This window comes from Alteromonas sp. 5E99-2, from assembly GCF_017368475.1.
Taxonomy (GTDB): Bacteria; Pseudomonadota; Gammaproteobacteria; order Enterobacterales; family Alteromonadaceae; genus Alteromonas_F.
The window spans coordinates 353209-375434 of sequence record NZ_JAFNJE010000002.1 but is presented as its reverse complement, the minus strand read 5'-3'; the positions used below and the strand labels follow the sequence as shown (position 1 = coordinate 375434).

The following is a 22226-nucleotide window of genomic DNA, read 5'->3' as shown; positions in this document are numbered from 1 at the left end:
GATAATCTAAAGTAACACTAAAGAAAAAGTTTATCGCATGAAGTCACCAATATATCTCAATGCGCTTAAAGCATTTGAAGCAAGCGCTCGTTACCAAAGTTTTGCGGCGGCTGCGGATGAATTAAACGTGACGCCTGCGGCAGTTGGGCAATTAGTTAAGACGTTGGAAGAATGGCTCGAAACACCTTTATTTCATAGAGTAAATTCGGGTAAAACACGTTTAGTAGTAACTGAAACAGCGCAAACAGCACTACCACTCATTCAAAATGGGTTTGATAAGCTAGCCCAAGGTTTAGATATTTTGAAGGATAATTCAATTAATGGTGCGCTAACAGTTGCTGTGAGCCCAGCATTTGCCGCTAAATGGTTGCTACCTAGGTTGCACAACTTTCAAGACATTTGTGCACAGACTAATGTGAATTTGAATACCAATTTAAAACCTGTCGAGTTCTCATTCCACCAGATAGATGTTGGTATCCGTTTTGGCGTTGGCAACTGGAAAGGCTTAAGTTCAGAAAAACTAATGGATGAAGAAGTTTACCCTGTGTGCTCACCGACATTTTTAGCAAATCATACTCGTTTGAATGAAGTTGATAAATTACTAAATGAAGTTCTGATACACGATTTGTCGATGGATACTCAAACTGCTTTTCCTTCCTGGACATCGTGGTTGAAAAAAGCGGGTATAACAAGCCCTTTAATTACTAAGAGTATTCGAATAAATAATTCGGCTGCGGTGTTACAATCCGCAATTGATGGGCAGGGCGTTGCACTAGCTCGAAGTGTAATGGCTAAAGATGACCTAGCGGCTGGCAGGCTAGTAAGGTTGTTTCCCAATATTCATTTTGAGTCTCCTTTAGCGTATTACGTTGTTTATCGTCCAGAATGCGCTATGTTGCCAAGAATAAACGCATTTAGAGATTGGCTTTTCAAAGAAGTAGAAAAAGCGTAATTGATAAGTTCTTTTATTTTGTCTAGCGAGTATTAAAGATAAAAAAAGCCCGACCAAAGGTCGGGCTAAAAAGTGCTTGGTTTAAGCACCTAACGACAGAAATAGGCTCAAAAACTATCCAAGCAGTCTAGGAAAACTCCCAGCGTAAATAAGTGATTTACGCTTCTACAATAGCTTTCATTGCTGTCATGTATTGACGAAGCTCTGCGCCTACAGTTTCTACACCGTGTTCGCGAATTGCTTTGTTAACATCAACTAACTGCTTATTTTCAACAGAGTTATTAGAACTATTTAGACCTTTTCCAATTAAGCTTGTGTCAATTGAAGGCATGAATTTTTCTCTTAACAATGGAATTGCAGCATTTGCAAATAAGTAATTTCCGTATTCTGCTGTATCTGAGATAACCACGTTCATTTCATACAAACGCTTACGCGCGATGGTATTAGAAATAAGTGGTGTTTCGTGTAATGACTCGTAATAAGCTGATTCTGGAAGAATTCCAGCTTCAACCATAACGTCAAATGCAAGTTCAACACCGGCTTTGATCATGGCAACAATTACGATGCCTTTATCAAAGAATTCTTGCTCGTCGATTTCACCTGTATATTTAGGTGCATTTTCAAAACCGGTTTGGCCGGTTTCTTCTCGCCAAGTCAATAAGTTAACATCGTCATTGGCCCAATCTTCCATCATAGTCGATGAAAACTCGCCGCTGATAATGTCGTCTTGATGTTTTTCAAACAAAGGACGAAGTAACGTAGTTAGCTCTTCGCTTAATGCGAAAGCTTTTAACTTAGCTGGATTGCTTAAGCGATCCATCATGTTAGTTACGCCACCAATTTTTAATGCTTCAGTGATCGTTTCAAGACCGAACTGAATTAATGCACCTGCATACGCAGCATCAATACCGTCAGCAATCATTTTTTCGAAGCACAATACCGCTGCAGTTTGTTGCATACCACAAAGGATTGTTTGCTCGCCCATTAAGTCAGACTTAACTTCAGCAACGAAAGATGATGCAAGTACACCTGCACGGTCACCACCAGTTGCACTAGCAAGAGCTTTAGCAATCGACCAACCTTTACCTTGAGGGTCGTTTTCTGGGTGAACTGCGATAAGTGTAGGTACGCCGAAACCACGCTTGTATTCTTCACGTACTTCAGTACCAGGACACTTAGGTGCACACATTACTACGGTAATGTCAGCACGGATTTGTTGGCCTTCTTCAACGATATTAAAACCGTGAGAATAACCCAATGTAGAGCCTTCTTTCATAAGAGGCATTACAGTTTCAACAACATTTGAGTGTTGTTTATCAGGTGTTAAGTTGTAAACTAGATCCGCATTTGGGATAAGGTCATCATAATTGCCAACAGTGAATCCGTTATCAGACGCACGTTGGAACGATTCTCTTTTTTCATCGATTGCAGCTTGACGTAATGCATAGCTTACGTCTAAACCAGAATCGCGCATGTTCAACCCTTGATTTAGGCCTTGTGCACCGCAGCCTACGATCACAATTTTTTTGCCTTTCAAGGTATCACAACCGTCGCTAAACTCGTCGCCTTGCATAAAGCGGCACTGCCCTAATTGAGCAAGTTGAGCACGTAGTGATAAAGAGTTGAAGTAATTAGCCATAAATTTCCTATTCAAAATATCTTTGCGAGAGGTATTAGTTACCGCTCGATAATTGAACTCTACGCTAGTCTTTTTGTTTTGAAAAATGATATATTCGCAATACAGTGTTTCATAAAGTGAAATAATATGGATTTTCGCAGCCTACAGTTGTTTAAACATCTTTCTACTACATTGCATTTTGGCGATACGTCCAGTGCTATGTTTGTTTCACCGTCAACGCTAAGCCGTGTTATACAAAGGCTGGAAGAGGAGTGTGGGTGTGAATTATTTATTCGAGATAACCGCAAAGTTGCATTAACCAATGCGGGAGAAACACTAGTTGCATATGCTTCCGAGGTGCTAACGGGCTGGGAAGCGGTGAGAAATAAATTACAACAAGACAGTGAAGAGCTTCAAGGAGAGCTGTCGTTGTATTGTTCTGTTACTGCTAGCCAAAGCCACTTACCTAACTTAATACAGCAACTCGCTATGCGATATCCGCGGGTTACCTTAAAACTGCAAACTGGCGATCCTGCTTACTCATTTAAAAAAGTAGAAAACATGCATGCTGATATTGCCTTGGGTATTCGTCCACCTACGCTAAGTAAGGGAATGTTTTTTCTACCTTTAGATAACGTACCTTTAGTTCTTATTGTACCTAAATCATGGCGATTGCATTCTATCGATGCTATTGACTGGGATAATCACCCTTTGGTGTTGCCTGAAGTGGGGTATTCTCGGGATATTGTATCGAAATGGATAGAAGCGAAAGGCGTAAAGCCAAATATCTATGCATCGGTTGGTGGTAACGAAGCCATTGTAGCCATGGTTGCCTTGGGCTGCGGTATTGGTTTAGTACCGCAAATTGTGCTCGACCATTCAATGGCCGCCAACCATGTTCATCGCTTGGCTGTACCTGATATTGAGCCTTATAAACTAGGTTTATGCTGTATGGAAAACAGGCGGAACCAACCTTTGGTTGAAGCCTTATTTAACGTGGCTGCACAGTTGTCTTTTGTGTAACAAAGTCAGGTGGCCGCCGTCTTACTACCAAGTGCATCAAAAATCACCTAAGCGGGCTTCCGATTGCATTGTTGTACAAATGATATTAAGTGCTTGGTGTAAATCTTCGATGTACTTGGTTCCTACTAGGCTAATGCGGATCTTTGAATTACCTGTGGGATCTTGTTCGCAGAAATAAAAGTCTTCAGTAACGTGAACGCCTTGTTTATTTAGCTCTCTGGCAAAAGAAGACGATGTCCATTGTGAAGGTAGGGATAACCAAACAACAGGACTGGATGGATGCGCTGTAAAGCTGCCTTTTGGTAAAAGGTCGGCAGCGAGTTTTTGTCGTCGCACTACTTCAACTTTTTGCCAAGACTCAATTTTTTCAGCTTTACCGCTGGTGATTAAATCACAAGATAATTCTTGTAACAAAGGTGAGCAGAACCATATTGTCGAGCGTATTAAGTTGACTATTTCAGAGTGTCTTTCAACAGGAATAACGATGAAAGCGGTGCGTAAAGCAGGGGCAATTGATTTAGACAAGCTATCAATATAAATGGTTTTCGACGGGTTAAATGTCCAAAGTGGTTTAACTTCTGGAAAGCACAAAAAACCATAAATATCATCATCTATGATAGTCAGGTCGTAGCTATCAGCGACCGAGGCTAACTCACTACGTTGTTCGTTCGGCATCACACTACCCGTTGGATTATGGCATGAAGCCACTACCACCACTGCCGAAATAGTCTGTTCAGCGCAGACTTTTTGTAATGCTGATGGACACATTCCATTGTCATTGAGAGACACACTAACTGGCGTTCTACCCGTGTTTTTTAGAGCTGCTAATATACCGGGATAGCAATACTCCTCTACTGCCACAAAATCATTTGGTTTTGTTGATGCCAATATAGAGATGAGCAAGGCATGTTGTGCTCCACTACAAAACAAGAGGGAATGGTTCGAGAAATCTAACCCTCTACGGGCAACCCATTTTTTTGCAATTGTCAGTTGTTCTGGTGTTGATGTATCCGAGTTATAACCAAAAAGCGAGCTTAAATCTCTATTAAAAATGCGTGGGATAGTGCCCGTAGTTTCATTTAAAAAAGGCGTTTCTATTGGCTTAATAATGGATAAGTTTATTTTTGCGCTTTTATCTTCATTAATAGCGTCGGTTAACTTTTTGCCATAGCTGATGAATGAGCCTTTGCCTACTGAGGCTTCTATAAGCCCTCGTCTTTCAAGCTCTTGATAAGCTTGACTCACTGTCACTGGACTAACTTTCAACTCTTTGGCTAATGCTCTGTGAGTCATTAACTTTTGACCGTACTTAAAAGTACCGTTTTGGATTGCTAGCTCTATGCAGCTTGCGATCTCTTTATAAATGGGCCCTGTAGCTTCCTTTAATGAGTTAAATATTGAAGTATCCAAACCTTGGCGCTTAATTAAAAATCGACTATTTAAATATTGTATAACATTTTACTTTGTAAATATCTTCAATAGAGATTTGATATTGATATCAGGTGTGATACAAATTGATATATATCAATTGTTTTAATGTTTGTGTCAATTTAGCTGGGGTTGAAAAATGAAAATTGGATTTGTAGGGCTTGGAACAATGGGCTTTGAAATGGCAGGGCATATATCTAAAAAAGGATATGATGTTTTGGTTTTTAATAGAACTGAAGCGGTTACTGCTGATTGGTTGTCTAAATTTTCCGGAACAGGGTGTGACTCAATCAGCTTGTTGTCTGGCCAGTGCGATATCATTTTGACATGTGTTGGGAATGACAAAGATGTATCGCAAATTTACAGTGGTGAAAATGGCATATTTGAAAGTGCAAAGCCAGGGGCGTTGTTGATTGACCACACAACGACGTCGTCGAAATTGGCAAAGGCACTGAATGCTCAAGCAACATCTTTAGGTTTAGATTTTATTGATGCACCCGTGTCTGGAGGTCAAGCCGGAGCAGAAAACGGGCAACTTTCGGTTATGGCAGGTGGGCAGGCTTCTTCGATAACCAAAGCATTACCTATATTAAATACCTTCTCAAAAGCCGTCACCCACATGGGGGAAAGTGGAAGTGGACAGCTGTGTAAAATGGTTAATCAGATTTGTATTGCGGGTGTACTTCAAGGCCTTAGTGAAGCGCTAATGCTTGCAGAAGCGACAGAGCTTGATATTGGCCTAGTGAAAAATGCAATCTCTGGTGGTGCTGCTGGATCGTGGCAATTGAGTAACCGTTTAGAAAGCATGCATAAACGGGAATTTGATTTTGGATTTGCAATTGACTGGATGCGCAAAGATCTTTCGTTTTGCTTAGATGAAGCTAAATCTCTTGGGGTGAATTTGCCTATCACAGAATATGTAGATAAAGAATATGAAAAACTACAGCAAAGAGGCCTCAATAGGTGCGATACCTCAGTACTTGCTAAGCAGTTTGAAGAGTAATTGATACATGGGTTTAACGACTCACGTCTTTTATTAATGTATCGAGTGCTCTAAAACTCAATGCTTCAGCAAGGTGCTGTCGAGTCACTGTGTCGTTATCTTCTAAGTCTGCTAGTGTGCGTGCTACTTTTATGCAGCGATGAAAAACTCGAAGAGATAGGTCGAGTTTTTTCGCAACCTCTTGGAAAAACGCGAGCTCTTCGGGTTCGACTTGGCTGTATTCTTCCAATGCTGAAACCGATAACTCACCGTTTAAACAACCTTGTCTTTTGTATTGTTTAGTTCTTGCGAATTCGGCTAATTCAAAGGCTTCTTGCGCGGTTAAAAATGTGTCATTTGCCGGTGGTTGGCCAAACTGGAAGTTGTCTAATTTGGGGACTTCTACTTGTAAATCTATTCGGTCTAGCAAAGGGCCCGACAGTCTATTTAAATAACGCATGATTTGATCTGGAGTACTGCGGCCGTCGTGTATGTCTCCGGTTGGACTAGGGTTCATGGCTGCGACGAGCTGAAACGATGAGGGGAAGCTAGCTCGCCCTTTGGCTCTCGATATATGAATTTGTCCTGTTTCTAATGGTTCTCTTAGTACATCTAACGTGTGCCGGCCAAACTCTGGAAGTTCGTCTAAAAACAAAATGCCTTTATGGGCGAGGGATATTTCACCAGGTTTGGGAGAGCTTCCACCTCCAGTTAATGCAACTGCGGATGCTGAATGGTGGGGTTGTCTAATTGGTCGTTGTACTAGCCCATCGGTAGATATAGTCTCACCTAGAATAGAGCGAATAGAGGCAACACTTAGCATTTCATCTGAGTTTAGCGGTGGGAGTAGCTGGTGTAGCCTGTTTGCTAATAGACTTTTACCCGTGCCAGGCGGACCAACCATTAATACATGGTGATGCCCGGTTGCGGCAACCAAAAGTGCTTTTTTTGCCTGTTCTTGACCCACAATATCAGACCAGTCTCGGGCAATATTATTGGGTTTAGTTTCGAAGCGGATCCCTTTTTTTGTGGGAATAATGGTTAATCCGCTTAAATGCTGAAAAGCTTCAATTAAACTCGATATAGGCGTATAGCTTAAATGCTCTACCCAATTAGCTTCTTGGGCATTGGCTTTCGGTAAAAACAAGTGGTTGTTTGAGTCATTGCAGGCCACTGCGCAGGGAAGCATGCCAAATACAGGGCGTATTACGCCACTTAAAGCCAGTTCACCGAACACTTCAATGCCGTCGAGGCAATCATCAGGCAGTTGTCCACTGGCGACTAGAATACCTAAGGCAATGGCTAAATCGAAGCGGCCACCGTGCTTGGGTAAATCGGCTGGAGCCAGATTAACAGTGATGCGTTTTGCTGGAAATTCAAAACCACTATTGATGAGTGCACCGCGAACTCTGTCTCTTGCCTCCTTTACCGTGGTTTCAGCCATGCCAACGAGATGAAATCCCGGAATGCCATTGGCTAAATGTACTTCCACGCATACCATTGGTGCGTCCATACCCACTGCGGCTCGAGTGTTGACGAGTGCTAACCCCATTTTTTTGTCTACCTTGACGTTTATTTTTCATGTTAACGCTTGAAAGCAGACCGTTGCACTGGCCTAGAGGCGTGTTTTTTGAGTTTATGGGAGTCAAAATAGGGTATTTTAAAATAGTGCTTGCTGATTTGACCTTCCATATGGTACTTTCCACGCCAGAAATTTAGCCGATTTCTATTCCTTTCATTCAAACATTTCTTTACGAGACTCTGCACTCATTGAACTCGCTATGTATTTCGTAGTTGGGGCAAACTGTCTGCTGAGGTACAATCCGCTTCGTCAATTTTTCAATTTATAGCTTGTAGTTGAAGGAAACTATTTTTATGGCTAAGCAACCAGCTGAACACATTTGGTTTAACGGCGAAATCATGCCTTGGCAAAATGCCACGGCTCATGTAATGACTCACGCGATTCATTACGGGTCGTCTGTTTTTGAAGGCGTTCGCGCGTACAATACACCTGACCAAGGGCCAAGTGTATTTAGACTACAAGAACATACTCGTCGACTATTCGACTCTGCGAAAATTTATCGCATGACCATTCCCTACACTCAAGAACAAATCAATCAAGCGACTATTGATATTATTCGTGAAAATGAGCTGAAATCGGCTTACATTCGTCCGATTGCGTATTACGGTGATATTGGTATGGGCTTACAAGTGCCTTTCGGTCAAGAAACTGAAGTGGCTATTGCGGCATTTGAATGGGGAGCTTACTTAGGTGAAGAAGCCCTTAAAAACGGTGTAGACGCCGGTATTTCTAGCTGGAATCGTTTAGCGGCTAATACTATGCCTACTGGCGCAAAAGCGGGTGGAAATTATTTGTCATCGCAACTTATTTCAATGGAGGCGCGCCGTCACGGTTATGGTGAAGGTATTGCGCTAGATTGCAATGGGTATGTGAGCGAAGGTGCGGGTGAAAATATTTTCGTTATTCGCAACAATGTTGTGACTACAACACCTAAAACCGCTGCTATTTTGCCCGGAATCACTCGAGATACTATTATTACCTTGTTAAAAGAAATGGGTTACGAAGTGCGTGAAGAAAACATACCTCGTGAGTCTATGTATGTTGCAGACGAAATATTGATGTGTGGTACTGCCGCAGAAGTGACCCCGGTTAGAAGCGTCGACGGAATTGCTGTTGGAAATGGTGGCCGTGGTCCAATTACAGAAAAAGTTCAAGATATGTTTTTTGGCTTATTCAATGGTAAAACTGAAGACAAATGGGGCTGGCTAACACCAGTTTACAAATAGAGAGAATCTGATGCCTGCACTTCGTTCAAAAACATCAACCCATGGAAGAAATATGGCTGGAGCACGCGCTTTATGGCGTGCTACTGGTATGAAAGACGGCGATTTTGGAAAGCCTATCATTGCGGTTGCAAACTCGTTTACCCAGTTTGTTCCCGGCCACGTACATTTAAAAGACCTTGGCCAGTTGGTTGCAAGAACCATTGAAGAGGCTGGCGGCGTCGCTAAAGAATTCAATACTATTGCAGTAGATGACGGTATTGCTATGGGTCATAGCGGTATGCTTTACAGCTTACCGTCCCGTGAAATTATTGCTGATGCCGTTGAATATATGGCGAATGCACACTGCGCAGATGCCTTAGTGTGTATTTCTAATTGCGATAAAATCACGCCGGGAATGTTGATGGCAGCAATGCGACTCAATATTCCAGTGGTATTTATTTCCGGTGGACCAATGGAAGCGGGTAAGACTAAGCTTTCAGATAAAATCATCAAGCTTGATTTGGTTGATGCAATGGTTGCAGCGGCTGACGATAAAGTATCTGACGATGATACTGATCAAATAGAGCGTTCTGCGTGTCCTACTTGTGGCTCGTGCTCAGGCATGTTTACCGCTAATTCTATGAACTGTTTAACCGAAGCTTTGGGTTTAGCCTTACCGGGCAATGGTTCGTTGCTGGCAACTCACGCCGATCGTGAAGAGTTGTTTAAACAAGCGGGTAGAACGGTAATGGACCTGTGTAAACGTTGGTATCGCGATGATGATGAAACCGCGTTACCACGTACTATTGCTAATTTCGATGCGTTTGAAAATGCGATGAGCTTAGATATTGCAATGGGCGGCTCAACCAATACTATTTTACATTTATTGGCGGCAGCGTCTGAAGGTGAAATTCCATTCACTATGGATGACATCGACAGGTTATCTCGTAAAGTCCCTCATTTATGTAAAGTTGCACCGTCTACACCTGAATATCACATGGAAGATGTACATAGAGCCGGTGGTGTTATTGGTATCTTAAGCGAACTGGAAAGAGCGAAATTACTTCATTCTGACAGCCCACATATTTTAGGTGGAACTATGTCAGATATTATTAAGGAATGGGATATTACCCAAGCCGATAATGAAAAGGCTCGCCATTTTTATAGCTCTGGCCCTGCAGGTATTCGCACAACCAAAGCGTTTAGCCAAGATTGTCGTTACCCTTCTGTAGACGATAACCGCGAAGGCGGTTGTATTCGTTCAATAGAAAATGCGTTCAGTTTAGAAGGTGGCCTAGCAGTATTGTTTGGGAATCTAGCGGAAGATGGTTGTATCGTGAAAACCGCAGGTGTGGATGAATCTATCCATGTATTTAGTGGTCGCGCACGTATATACGAAAGCCAAGACGAAGCGGTTGCGGCGATTTTAGGTGACGACGTGGTAGCGGGTGACGTGGTTGTTATTCGCTATGAAGGGCCAAAAGGTGGTCCGGGCATGCAAGAAATGTTGTATCCAACGTCTTACTTGAAGTCGAAAGGCTTAGGTAAAGCTTGTGCATTGATCACGGATGGTCGTTTCTCTGGTGGTACTTCTGGGTTGTCCATTGGTCATTGTTCGCCAGAAGCGGCAAGTGGCGGTGGTATTGGCTTAGTTGAGGAAGGCGATACCATAAATATCGATATTCCAAACCGTACTATCAATATGGCCGTTTCTGACGAAGAACTGGCACAAAGACGGACTAAAATGGGGGCAAGTACGAACCCATGGAAGCCTGTAGATAGAATTCGCCCTGTTTCTACAGCACTTAAAGCTTTTGCTTTACTTGCAACGAGTGCAGATAAAGGCGCAGTAAGAGACGTTACAAAACTGGAAGACATATGACCGAAGATGCGCACAATTATTTAAAAAAGATACTGCTGTCACCAGTTTATGATGTAGCGGTGAAAAGCGACTTGTCTTTTTTACCCAAATTGTCGCAAGAACTAGGTAATGAAATCTGGTTAAAGCGAGAAGATCAGCAACCGGTAAAATCGTTTAAATTACGGGGAGCTTATTCTCGCATTGCTGCGCTTTCAAAAGCGCAGCAGGACGCAGGTGTGGTGACTGCATCTGCGGGAAACCATGCCCAAGGTGTTGCGTACGCTGCGAACAAAAAAGGCATTCACGCCACTATTGTTATGCCGGAAACAACACCTGATATTAAAGTCGATGCAGTTGTTCGCTTTGGTGGCGATTACGTCACCATTGTTCTGCACGGTACGAGTTTTGATCAAGCCAGTGCGAAAAGTCGCGAACTGAGTCAAGAGTGCGGACTCACGCTTGTGCCTCCTTTTGACGACCCAGATGTTATCGCGGGCCAAGGTACCATTGCTCGAGAACTTTTAGAGCAAAACCCTCATGTCGACACTATTTTTATTGCTGTTGGTGGCGGTGGTTTAGCGGCTGGTATGGCGGTATATATAAAACAGCTTAAGCCTGAAATTAAGCTTATTGCTGTGGAATCTGAAGAGTCGGCTTGTTTGCAAGCTGCACTAGAAGCGGGTGAACCCGTTACTTTGCCCAAAGTCGGTATCTTTGCTGATGGCGTGGCGGTAAAAACGATAGGCACTGAACCTTTCCGTTTATGTGAGCGTTACCTAGATGGTTTGATCACGGTTACTAATGATGAAATTTGCACGGCGATAAAAGATATCTTTGATGATACCCGAGTTATTGCTGAGCCTGCTGGTGCTATGTCTGTAGCTGCAATACGCAAGTATGTAGCCGAAAACAAGGTCAGTGGTAATGTACTAGGTGGCGTACTATGTGGCGCTAATACTAACTTTCACACCTTGAGATATGTTTCTGAGCGGTGTGAATTGGGCGAACAAAAAGAAGCTATTTTTGGCGTGCCTTTGCCAGAAAAACAAGGTGAATTTAGGCGTTTCTGCAAAGCGCTAGGCGGGCGGATAATTACCGAGTTTAACTATCGCCAAAGTGATGCGAATAACGCGAATGTATTTGTGGGCGTTAAATTAAAAGGAGGTGGTGATGAGTATCAGCAACTACTTACCTCTCTTGAGAACAAAGATTATAGCCCTGTAGATTTATCGAAAAACGAGCTTTCTAAGCTTCATGTACGCCATATGATTGGCGGCAAAATCACTAACACAGAAACTGTATTTACTTTCGAATTTCCTGAGTATCCAGGCGCTTTGATGGCGTTTTTAGACACGCTAGGCGGGCAGTTTAATATTAGTTTATTCCACTATCGTAATCACGGTGCAGCGTCTGGTCTCGTTATGGTTGGCTTTGAACTCAAGTCGGCACAGCGAGAGGAATTTGATCACCACTTGAATTCACTAGGCTATCGGTATGAAGAAGTGACCGATAACCCAGCGTATCAAATGTTCTTACGTTAAGGGTTTAACGTTCGGTCAAAGAAATTCGTAATGGTATGATAGAGGTGAACACCGGTTTGTTTACCTCTAATACTGTGTTTCTTACCTGGGTAGTCCATAGACTCAAATGGCTTAGCATTGTCTTGTAAGTGTTTATACAGCTTGGTGCTGTGAGTAAATAAGACATTGTCGTCAGCCATACCGTGGTATATCAATAAATCACCCTTTAAGTCTTTCGCATAGGGAAACACAGATGATTGGGTGTAGGCATTGTCTTCTGTGGTGGGGTTACCCATGTAACGCTCGGTATAATGGGTGTCGTATAAACGCCAGTCCGTTACTGGAGCACCAGAAACGCCGGCTGCAAAATAATCTCCAGCTTTAAACATTGTCATTAGCGTCATGTAGCCACCGTAGGAGTGACCATGAATACCAATACGGTCTTTATCTACATAAGGTAAGCTTGCTAAAAATTCTGCGCCTAATACCTGATCTTTGACTTCTATTTCACCCATTTTCTTATAAATAGGATCTTCAAACGCTTTACCGCGAAAGTTTGAACCGCGATTATCTAATGTGAAAACAACGTAGCCCTTGTCTACCCAGTGTTGTAGTAGTAAGCCACGTCTACCCGCCCAGCGGTTTGTAACCATTTGAGCGTGAGGGCCACCATACACAAATACAATGGCAGGGTGTTTGTCTTTAATTACTTTAGGCGTATACAAACGGTAATGTAAGTCATCACCATTGTCAGCACTAATGGTACCAAAAGTGGGTTTAACCCAGTTATTTTGATATTTGTGTAGTGGGTGATTCTCATCAATTTTATTTTCTTCTAACCAAGTTAAACGGGAACCTGATGCCTTGTGTAAGCTAACTTGTGATGGACTATTGATGGTGGAAAAACTGTCAATATAAACACCGCCATTACGGCTGAAAACGGTATTGTGAAACCCACTTCTTTGAGTGATGCGTTTAACTGATTTGCCGTTAAGTGAAGCTGCATACAGGTGGTTTTCAATAGGGGTATCTTTTCTGCCACTGAAATAAACCGTGTTGGCGTCTTCATTTACCGCGTCTAGGCTCGTTACCACCCAATCGCCTTGGGTGATTGAGTTTTGTAAGGAGCCATCAATGTTGAATAAATATAAATGGTTAAATCCAGAGCGTTCAGATGCCCAGATAAACTGCTTACCGTCATTTATAAAACGTAAGCTGTCATGCAGGTTTACCCAGGTATTCGAGGTTTCAGTTAATACATTAGTGGTGGTATTTGTTGTGGTATCAAATAAATTTAACGCCAGCTCTTGTTGATTTCGCGTCTGAATTTGAAAAGAAAATTGGGTGTTAGAGGCCCACTTTCCCCGTGCGAAATAGATGTCATTATTCTGAGATAAGCCGTGTTTGAGAGGTACTTCTGTGCGTACAGTTGACTCTATTGATTGTACGAAAAGTGCAACCTTAGCATTACCAGTGCCTGCTCTAGGATAGCGCTGCTCAATAGTCTTTATGGTGTCAGCATAAATTTCACTGCGGGTAATAATATCTACAGGGGTTTCATCAACGCGAGTAAATGCAATGCTTGATTCGTCAGGGGCAAACCAATACCCAGTTAACCGGCTCATTTCTTCTTGGGCAACAAACTCGGCCATTCCAAACTTGATAAGACCACCACCTTTTTGTGTGATTGCCGTTTCTTTATTGGTTTCTATATCTTTAATAAATAAGTTTTGATTGCGAATAAAACCAATGTACTGCCCTTTAGGAGACAAGCGGATATCTGTTTCAAACTCAGGTGTATTTAATAGTCGGGTGACCTTTGCAGGTGACTTTGCTGTTGCCAAGGTATATAAATAGGCGTCACCTGCGAGAGGGAAAAGTATCTCAGTACCGTCTTTCGACCAAGTGTAACTAACAATTCCGCTACCAGATAGCCGCATTCTTTCTCTTCGCGCTTTTTCTTCATCAGATAAGTTTTCACTACCTGAACTTAAACTATCAGAGTCGACTAGTAGTTGAGTTTTCCCCGATTCAACATTGTATTCCCAGAGGTCGAATCGCTCGTAGTCGGTGTCTTTGCCTTTTAAGAAGGTCACTCGTTTACTGTCAGGAGAAAGCCTGAGCATCCGAGGTGCTGTTCCGTCTAAGGACGGAGACTCAAATATACGTTCAATAGACAACGCGTCTTTGTGTTCGTGAGACCAACTCACGTTACTAATACACGCCATCAAGATGATAGAAAAAACTGTTTTCATTACACTATTCCTAGCTATTTGCAGCTACACGTCAAAGTTTTCTAGGTGCTGCGCTATTTCAGGCCAAATAAGTTTGAATACCTCTTCTCTGAGTTCTGTACTTTGTTCAGATGCACATAGGTTACCCGACTCATCGGAATCGACTTTGGCATTGTCTTTAAGTGCAGATGTAAACGAAGAAAATACGTTTTTATCGTAAAACTCTGGAGAACTAATACCGTATAACTGAGACAGTCGCTCGGCAACCTCTTTGCTTTGACGTTCCAATTCAGCGCGATTAATGGACTTTTTCTTGTCTAAAATCGTTAAGACTACGGCATAGCGCTGAAGTGTTTCTTGCATGCAACGGCTCAGCAACCAAGCGCTGTTGTAGTGGTCACCCGACGACGCCGGAGGAAGGATTAAATCCCCTTCTGTTTTTACCAGCCCTAAGCTTTCAAACGTAGCGATTAGCTTTGTTGCATAAGTGAGCGCGCTGTCTTTATCCATATGCATGAAAAGCTCTCGCTGAAGCAAGGGGTAAAGGTTCGACACTAGGGTTAAGATTGATTGTACTGTTACGCCTTTATTGGCAAAAACATTTGCCATAATTAAGCCGGGAATAGCAAAGAGGTGAATGATATTGTTGCGGTAATAGGTTAACAGTGACGCACGGTTGTCTTTAGGAGATATCAATCGACCAAAGTTGTCTTGGGTAACGTTAAGGCGCTGAAGCGATAAGGTGGATTCTAATAACTGTTTTGCGTCTTCTTTCGGCAAGGTTACATCATCGCTAAAGGGTGACAATGTTTGAATTTGAATGAAATCAGACAATGCAGAAGTGAGTTCTTGCTCACTGAGCGTATGGGTTTTTGATGACAATAAGCACAAGCTGGTTAATGCCATACCATTGGCTGCGGCATTGGTATTGACCGAGGTCATTATGTTGGTGGCTAAGTCGTTGACCACAGGGGTTAACCATTGAGGTTTCTTATCTGACGGTTGGCTTCTCTCGTCACGCCATTCAGGAATATGTTGATCGAGGTATTTATGCAGTGTAATAGGCTCGCCAAAATTCACGTAACCATGACCATAATTTTTTAATTTACGTATCGCTTTAAATATTTGTAATGGCGATTCTTTTTTCTTATTAGAGCCTTTAAGCTCTTTTTGATAGCTATTTACTTCCATTACGTTTTCATAGCCAATGTACACAGGCACAATACTAACGGGGCGATGAATGCCTTTTAAAACCGCTTGTACTGTCATGGCTAGCATACCGGTTTTCGGAGGAATAACGCGACCAGTTCGACTTCTTCCACCTTCAGGGTAAAATTTTACTGAGTAGCCTTTGTTAAATAAAAACTCAAGATATTCACGAAACACGGCTGTGTAGAGTTTTTTACCCGCAAAGCTGCGACGTAAAAAGAAAGCGCCACTGCGTCTAAAAATGCCGCCAAAAGGCCAAAAATTCAGATTTATTCCAGCCGCGATATGAGGAGTCACAAGGCCTTGGTGATAAATTACATAAGTGAGTAAGAGGTAATCCATGTGGCTACGGTGACAGGGAATATAAACAATCTCATGACCTTGATTGGCAAGTTCGCGAATACGTTGCGCATGGCCTACATGAATACCGTTATAAATTTTATTCCAAATCAATGTGAGTATTTTGTCGCCAAAGCGAACTAGGCCTTCACGGTAATCTGAGGATATTTCTTCTAAATAAGAAAGAGCTTCTTTTTTGGCTTCAGAGGGCGATTGTTTTTTTTCTTCAACTTGTACTGAAATGGCTTGTTTTACCGATTCAGAACCTAATATTGCGTTGTTTCTATGTTGTATATCGACGAGGGTTGGGCCGATCATAGACTGACGTTTTCTATGAAAGTGAGTGCTTGCCAACCTGATTAGTTTTCGGGCTATATCACTGTCACTGCCTTTTAAATCTGCCATTTCCCGTGACGAAACCGCCTTGCTATAACTAATAAAACTATCTCGCCCTAAGAACAAGATGATGAATAATTTTCGTAACCATGTAGGTGTCGCATTGCTTACAATTAGGTCGGTAAAATCGGGTTTGGTGCGGTCTGGTGCTCTTCCCCAGGTAATAAAAACAGGGACAATCTGCAAATCTAGTTGCGCATCTTGTCGATGCATTCGGAAAAACTCTGTGAGTGTTTTATTTACCCCAGTCATAGAAGGTTTCTTGCCAAATAGGGGTTGTGTTCCTTTTAAAAAATAGCAATTTGGGTACAGCTCACCATTGATTGAAACGGTATCAGTAGGCTTAGGAAGGCCCAATCTCGCAGCGGACTTACTTAACGCTAATTGATCGGAAACCGAGTCACTCATCAAGAAGTAGATGATTGGCTTTGTGCTATCAATTTTAAGCTCTGATAGATTGCCAGGAACATCTTTCGATCGAACAAGTAAAGCGACGGGATATTTTAATACTTTTAAAAGCGCGTTGCGCATCCAAGACATGGAAAAAACCTGATTTAGCAAAAACACGGGAAAGTGTATCACAGTTTTTAAAAGGGTTTGATGTTGCGGATTGTAAGTAACTGTATATACTGACACTAACTGTATAGATTAACAGGCTGGTTATGCGTCCACTAACTCAAAGACAAGAAGAAGTTCTTAATTTAATTAAAACTACGTTGAAAGACACTGGCATGCCGCCGACACGAGCTGAAATAGCAAAACAGCTTGGGTTTAAATCGGCAAATGCCGCGGAAGAGCACCTTAAAGCGCTGGCGAGAAAAGGGGTGATTGAAATCTTACCGGGTACATCGCGAGGTATTCGAGTACATGCAGAGGAAGAACCTGAAGAAGTTGTAGTTGGGCTGCCGTTAATTGGTCGAGTGGCTGCTGGAGAGCCTATTCTCGCCCAAGAACACGTAGAATCTCATTATCAGGTTGATCCTATGTTATTTAAGCCGGGCGCTGATTACTTACTCAGAGTTAATGGCGAGAGCATGAAAGATATTGGCATTATGGACGGTGATTTACTTGCTGTACATCGCACTAGTGAAGCATCGAATGGTCAAGTTGTCGTTGCGCGTGTTGATGATGAAGTTACTGTTAAGCGGTTGGAGAAAAAAGGCAGCAGTGTATTGCTTCATGCTGAAAATGATGCTTTTTCACCGATAAAGGTAGATTTAGCGACTCAACCTTTCTATATTGAAGGCTTGGCGGTTGGCGTGATTAGAAATGCTGACTGGATGTAAGCTTTTAAATCGCTTAGGTGCGTCTTGGTAGTCATGAATAAAAATGTAGTCATCGGTCTTTTTTTTGGTTTAGCGATGTTAGTAGTCGGCGCGATTTTTGCCTTTACATTACTTAATGAGACTAAATCAAAAAATGGCTTCTCTAGTGATTTCCAACGTTATGAATCTGCTTTAACCTTAGCGCCTTTTTCTTTAGTCACCCACAAGAAAGAGCCCTTTACAGAGAAAGAATTAAAAGGACATTGGACATTAGCTTTTTTGGGGTATACCTCTTGTCCTGATGTTTGCCCTCTAACTTTGTCTGCATTAGAAGATATTTATCCTCAGTTAGTGAGTGCACTTCCTAATGAATCTGTACAAATCTTATTTGTAGCTGTTGACCCAAAAAGAGATACTAGCGAACGATTATTCGAATACATTAACTATTTCAATTCTGAATTTATTGCCGTATCTGCACCTCATGAATCTTTATTTCCCGTTGTGCGTAATATGCGAATGATGTACGCACTTACGGAAGAGCAAGATAAGCCTTATTATTTTGTTGATCACAGTGCTTCGATTACGTTAATCGACCCCTCTGCTCGTGTGATTGGACGCTTTAAAGCGCAAACTGTTGATGGCGGGCCTCCTGTTAGTAATACTCAGCAAATTTTGGCGTCCTTACCTAGGATAGTGAATGGTGAGCTCTAAGCAAGCTATTACAATTAGGCCTGCTTTAGCCTCTGATGTCGATGTGGCGGTAGAGCTTATTCTTGCCGCTGCAGAGTCTTTATTGGTAGGTATTTTTGGCGGCGGGGATAAACAAATAACCCGTGATTTCCTGACCAATGCTTGGAAAATTAAACATAGCCAATTTGGTTATGGCCAGCATATTGTGATTTGTGTTGATGGTGAGGCCGCAGGTATTTGCACCCATTGGCAAAAAGACATGCCTGAAGTCTTTGCAAAAGATACGGCTAAATCTATCGTTGATTTTTATACTCTTGAACAAGCTCAGGACGTTATAGCCCGTTCAAAGGCGGCGACGTATGCCATATTAATTCCTAAAGAAACGTCTTTGATTATTGGTCATGTGGCTGTGTTAGCTAATTTCCGCCGCTTAGGATTGGCGGGTAAATTGGTGTCTTTTGTAGAAAACATCGCACTTCAAAAAAGCAAAACAATATTGGCGTTGGATGTTGAACAAGACAACCGCATTGCCATTGCCTTTTACCGCAGTATTGGTTTTGTTGAAGATAAAGAAGGCCCTGATCGCTCTCCCTTTATGCACATGACTAAACCACTAACTCGCAAGTTTTAGTCGGGGTAGGTACCATCACTTCTCGCTAAAAAAAAGGGTTGAGAATACCAGTAATACCGACCATTTTGACTTTTACTCGGTGCAGTACAATTCACTCTAGATCGCCCTACAGGTAGCGATATCTGTGTTTCTATCTTTAGTACATTGGCGCTTAGCGAATGTTCAATCTTATTGCCTTTATAAAAGCATTGAAACTGGTGAGTACGAATATCACCGGGTTCAAATTCTACACTAAAGTGTATTTTATCGCCTTGTGTTCTTTCTGGATCCGTTGGTGTGGTGTGAGTAATAGGAAGCGCTAAGCTTTTCATCTTGGTTTTTAGGGTGTTTAAGTTGGCATATATTCCTGCAGCGGGAAAGCGGGGTAAGGCAGATAAGTTACTTGAGCTAGAGACCGCACCTGAATGTTGTGCAAAGCCTATGTACCCCTCCTGTTTTAGGAGGTTTGACAAACTTTCGTTGTATTCGCCAAAAGGGTAAGCAAGCCACCGAGGTACAGTGTCACCTAGCTTATCTTCAAGTTGTCGCTGTGCACTTTTCACATTTGACCAGACACTGTCTAACCATTGTTCAGAGGTGCTTACTGACACCCGGTCGAGCATATGTAAATGATCTAAGGTGTGGTTTGTAAAAGTAACACCTGCGCTATGCATTTGTTTTACTTGAGCCCAGGTTAATTGGTTTTTTTCATTGCCAATTCGCGCGGGGTTAATAAACACCGTATAGGGCAATGCCATTTCGCTGAGAATGGGGTGGGCATTTTCTAATATATTGTTGTACCCATCATCGAAGGTGATCACCACTGCATTGTCTGGCAGAGGTAAATTATTTCTTAACCCTTCAACAAGAGTTTTTGTATCTATCACTGTGTGGTTAGCTGTTATATAAGCCATATGTTCGCGAAACACGGCGGGGCTAACACTGGTACTTGGTGGTGTGGCAGTTGAAACGTGGTGATAGACTAAAATAACAGCACTCTTATTGGGTCTGTCATCTTCGCTATATACACTGAAACTAAAAAAGCTCATAAGAAAAAAAAGAGCGGTTTTCATGGTAATATCCTGTTGATTTTCACTAGAGCATTTTAAATGTTTATACGCTTTTTACGACTTGGCGGGTGGGCGTCCCATCGCCATTTACTTTTGCTCGCCTTTCCAATGATACTCGCCAATATTACCACACCTCTGGTCGGCATGGTGGATACGGCTGTTTTAGGTCATATGGGCAAGCCATCAATTTTAGCTGGAAGCAGTATAGCGGCACTTATTTTTACCCAAATTATCTGGATTTGCGGATTTATTCGTATGTCTACCACAGGACAATCTGCTCAGGCTCTAGGCGCTAAAGACAGAGATAAAGTCGCTCAAGTGTTTTGGCAGGGGTTTTCCCTAGCCTTAATCATTGGCGTGATGTTATTTATGGTTCGAGAAGGTGTACTTGGCACAGGACTGGCATTAGCAAGTCTTTCTAAAGATGCTGCTAGTGTTGCTGTTGATTACTTTTTCGTGCGTAGCTGGAGTTTCCCTGCGGCGTTGATGAATTTAACTATGGTTGGGTGGTTAATCGGTCAGCAACAAACTCGACGGGTGTTATTAGTACAGGTTGTTGGGAATTGTGTGAATGTGAGTCTTAATTTCTTCTTTGTATATGGATTATCCTTAGGGGTTAAAGGGGTTGCTACTGCTACGGTTATATCTGAAGTATTAATGTGCGTTTGTTACCTTTATTCCTGCGGGGCTTTAATGCAGTGGCGTAAACCCCAAATAGCGTGGTTTCACCAAAAAGGGTTAAATTCCGTAGTTAGCCTTAATGCCAATATGTTGCTTCGAAATTTAGTGCTGCAAATCTGCATTGCTTTTATCACCTTACAAGGCACTCGACATGGTGTTGTTGCTGTAGGTATTAATGCTATTTTGATGCAGTTTTTTGCACTCATTGCATTAGGGTTAGATGGTATTGCCTATGCTGTTGAAGCTCTAGTTGGAAAAGCAAAAGGCGCCAGAAGTAGGGTATTGTTTTTTAAGTCGATAAGCCAAGGACTATTTTGGTCTTGCATTTTCGCCGCGGTATATGCCGTTACCTTCAGTGTTTTTGGTATATCCATTAGTAAAATATTAACGGCACATGCAGATATCTTAGATGGTTTTAAGTCTTATATATGGATTTTGATTTTACTCCCTTTATTGGGACATTGGTGCTTTTTGTTCGATGGGGTAGCGGTAGGTTTAACGCGATCAAAAGCCATGCGTGATACATTGTTCTTGAGCTTTGTTTTTGGCTTTCTGCCAGTTTGGTGGCTATTTCAATACAAGGGAAATATTGCCCTATGGATTGCGATGCTGGTCTTTGTTGGGTTTAGAGGTGGAAGTTTAGCGTACGTTTTTTATCGAGATTACGTTATTCGTCGTCATGAAATTTAATGTGTTTTGACGCTCGTTTTGCAGACGTTAATCGGTGAAATAACATGGGAATGTAACCTGTCATCGCATACGCAAAGCCACATCCTAAAATTGCGATGGAAAAGTAGAGCAGTTCTTTTTGTTCATTAGGCATCAATAGAATGAGCAAAAGGCCAACAAAAAATACTGCTAGCCCTTTTGTGAACCGCTTCCAGCCTGTTTGGGGATCAGTAGTAAGAATGCTCACCGGCTAAATGCTCTGTTGCATCACGTACACCAAAAAGTTCGCCATCAAACATTTCTAGCATTTGTTTTTCAATGCCTTCTTTAAGCGTAACATCAACCATTGAACAACCATTACATCCACCACCAAATTGAAGAATAGCGTACCCGTCATCAGTGATTTCGGTCAATACAACTTGCCCACCGTGGTTTGCTAGTTGGGGGTTAACTTCAGATTCAATCATGTAATTTACACGGTCAACCAAAGGTGCATCGTCAGCCACTTTACGTGCTTTAGCATTAGGGGCTTTCAAAGTCAGTTGAGACCCCATTTTGTCAGTAACAAAATCAATTTCTGCATCTTCTAAAAAGGGCGCACTTTCTTCGTCAATAACGGCATTAAAGCCATTGAATGGCAGGCTGATATCTGTGTCTTCAACTGCATCAGGAGGGCAATAGGAAACACCACATTCAGCAGACGAAGTGCCAGGGTTTACCACAAATACACGGATTGAGGTGTTTTGCTCTTGGTTTGCCAAAAGTTTTGAGAAGTGAGCTTGTGCCTCTTCAGAAATCGTTATCATGTTTCACCTAATAGTTAAATGACCCTGACGCCATAAGAAATTACACGTAATGTCGTGTTATGATAGGGCAGTTTAACAAATTTACT

Annotated in this window: 18 protein-coding genes; 10 read left to right on the top strand and 8 right to left on the bottom strand. The window is 42.2% G+C overall.

The annotated features are described in order from the left end of the window. Positions 1 to 37 precede the first annotated feature (37 nt). Positions 38 to 952, top strand: coding sequence for a LysR substrate-binding domain-containing protein (locus J3L16_RS03775; RefSeq protein WP_207611549.1), 915 nt, complete (start codon positions 38 to 40; stop codon positions 950 to 952). A gap of 157 nt (positions 953 to 1109) precedes the next feature. Here J3L16_RS03775 and ilvC read toward each other — a convergent pair whose 3' ends face one another. Next, positions 1110 to 2591 (bottom strand): ketol-acid reductoisomerase, encoded by a 1482-nt coding sequence (gene ilvC, locus J3L16_RS03770; RefSeq protein ID WP_207611548.1) that lies wholly within the window; start codon positions 2589 to 2591, stop codon positions 1110 to 1112. Between the two features lie 126 nt (positions 2592 to 2717). Between ilvC and ilvY the strand changes: the two genes are divergently transcribed. After that, the gene (gene ilvY / locus J3L16_RS03765) at positions 2718 to 3593 is read left to right on the top strand and encodes an HTH-type transcriptional activator IlvY (protein WP_207611547.1); all 876 of its coding nucleotides are present in this window, start codon (positions 2718 to 2720) and stop codon (positions 3591 to 3593) included. 36 nt (positions 3594 to 3629) lie between these two features. On the opposite strand, the gene J3L16_RS03760 is transcribed toward ilvY, so the two are convergent. After that, positions 3630 to 5003: a PLP-dependent aminotransferase family protein gene (locus J3L16_RS03760; RefSeq protein ID WP_207611546.1), complete on the bottom strand. Its 1374-nt coding sequence runs from the start codon at positions 5001 to 5003 to the stop codon at positions 3630 to 3632. Positions 5004 to 5160: 157 nt separating this feature from the next. Here J3L16_RS03760 and J3L16_RS03755 point away from each other — a divergent pair, with 157 nt between their 5' ends. Next, a complete protein-coding gene (locus J3L16_RS03755; protein ID WP_207611545.1) occupies positions 5161 to 6024 on the top strand; it encodes an NAD(P)-dependent oxidoreductase in 864 nt (287 codons plus the stop codon). A 13-nt stretch (positions 6025 to 6037) separates the two neighbouring features. Here the strand turns inward: J3L16_RS03755 and J3L16_RS03750 are convergent, their stop codons facing one another. Further along, positions 6038 to 7555, bottom strand: a complete 1518-nt coding sequence (locus J3L16_RS03750; protein WP_207611544.1) for a YifB family Mg chelatase-like AAA ATPase — start codon at positions 7553 to 7555, stop codon at positions 6038 to 6040. 323 nt (positions 7556 to 7878) lie between these two features. Between J3L16_RS03750 and J3L16_RS03745 the strand changes: the two genes are divergently transcribed. The 3 genes from J3L16_RS03745 to ilvA are packed head-to-tail and all read left to right on the top strand — an operon-like array spanning position 7879 to position 12192. Then, positions 7879 to 8811, top strand: coding sequence for a branched-chain amino acid transaminase (locus J3L16_RS03745; protein WP_207611543.1), 933 nt, complete (start codon positions 7879 to 7881; stop codon positions 8809 to 8811). 10 nt (positions 8812 to 8821) lie between these two features. Further along, positions 8822 to 10672, top strand: a complete 1851-nt coding sequence (gene ilvD, locus J3L16_RS03740) for a dihydroxy-acid dehydratase (RefSeq protein WP_207611542.1) — start codon at positions 8822 to 8824, stop codon at positions 10670 to 10672. After that, positions 10669 to 12192 carry a threonine ammonia-lyase, biosynthetic gene (gene ilvA, locus J3L16_RS03735; protein WP_207611541.1) on the top strand — a complete coding sequence of 508 codons (1524 nt, stop codon included), beginning with the start codon at positions 10669 to 10671 and terminating at the stop codon, positions 12190 to 12192. The genes ilvD and ilvA overlap by 4 nt, the downstream gene beginning before the upstream one ends. On the opposite strand, the gene J3L16_RS03730 is transcribed toward ilvA, so the two are convergent. After that, positions 12189 to 14426, bottom strand: a complete 2238-nt coding sequence (locus tag J3L16_RS03730; protein ID WP_207611540.1) for a S9 family peptidase — start codon at positions 14424 to 14426, stop codon at positions 12189 to 12191. The two genes, ilvA and J3L16_RS03730, sit on opposite strands and share 4 nt — an antisense overlap. 24 nt (positions 14427 to 14450) lie before the next feature. Next, the gene (gene plsB / locus J3L16_RS03725) at positions 14451 to 16889 is read right to left on the bottom strand and encodes a glycerol-3-phosphate 1-O-acyltransferase PlsB (protein WP_207611539.1); all 2439 of its coding nucleotides are present in this window, start codon (positions 16887 to 16889) and stop codon (positions 14451 to 14453) included. A gap of 122 nt (positions 16890 to 17011) precedes the next feature. Here plsB and lexA point away from each other — a divergent pair, with 122 nt between their 5' ends. From lexA to J3L16_RS03710, 3 genes are read left to right on the top strand one after another with little or no spacing between them, the layout of a single operon-like run. After that, positions 17012 to 17635, top strand: coding sequence for a transcriptional repressor LexA (lexA, locus tag J3L16_RS03720; protein WP_207611538.1), 624 nt, complete (start codon positions 17012 to 17014; stop codon positions 17633 to 17635). Positions 17636 to 17668: 33 nt separating this feature from the next. Continuing rightward, a complete protein-coding gene (locus J3L16_RS03715; RefSeq protein ID WP_207611537.1) occupies positions 17669 to 18325 on the top strand; it encodes an SCO family protein in 657 nt (218 codons plus the stop codon). Then, positions 18312 to 18935, top strand: coding sequence for a GNAT family N-acetyltransferase (locus J3L16_RS03710; RefSeq protein WP_207611536.1), 624 nt, complete (start codon positions 18312 to 18314; stop codon positions 18933 to 18935). The genes J3L16_RS03715 and J3L16_RS03710 overlap by 14 nt, the downstream gene beginning before the upstream one ends. Here J3L16_RS03710 and J3L16_RS03705 read toward each other — a convergent pair. Continuing rightward, positions 18932 to 19987: a polysaccharide deacetylase family protein gene (locus J3L16_RS03705; protein ID WP_207611535.1), complete on the bottom strand. Its 1056-nt coding sequence runs from the start codon at positions 19985 to 19987 to the stop codon at positions 18932 to 18934. The genes J3L16_RS03710 and J3L16_RS03705 overlap by 4 nt on opposite strands. Before the next feature lie 36 nt (positions 19988 to 20023). Between J3L16_RS03705 and J3L16_RS03700 the strand changes: the two genes are divergently transcribed. Then, positions 20024 to 21355, top strand: coding sequence for an MATE family efflux transporter (locus J3L16_RS03700; protein ID WP_242698634.1), 1332 nt, complete (start codon positions 20024 to 20026; stop codon positions 21353 to 21355). Here the strand turns inward: J3L16_RS03700 and J3L16_RS03695 are convergent. Both J3L16_RS03695 and nfuA read right to left on the bottom strand, forming a co-directional pair. Next, positions 21333 to 21581, bottom strand: a complete 249-nt coding sequence (locus J3L16_RS03695) for a hypothetical protein (RefSeq protein WP_207611534.1) — start codon at positions 21579 to 21581, stop codon at positions 21333 to 21335. The genes J3L16_RS03700 and J3L16_RS03695 overlap by 23 nt on opposite strands. Then, the gene (gene nfuA / locus J3L16_RS03690) at positions 21562 to 22140 is read right to left on the bottom strand and encodes a Fe-S biogenesis protein NfuA (RefSeq protein WP_207611533.1); all 579 of its coding nucleotides are present in this window, start codon (positions 22138 to 22140) and stop codon (positions 21562 to 21564) included. The genes J3L16_RS03695 and nfuA overlap by 20 nt, the downstream gene beginning before the upstream one ends. Positions 22141 to 22226 lie beyond the last annotated feature (86 nt).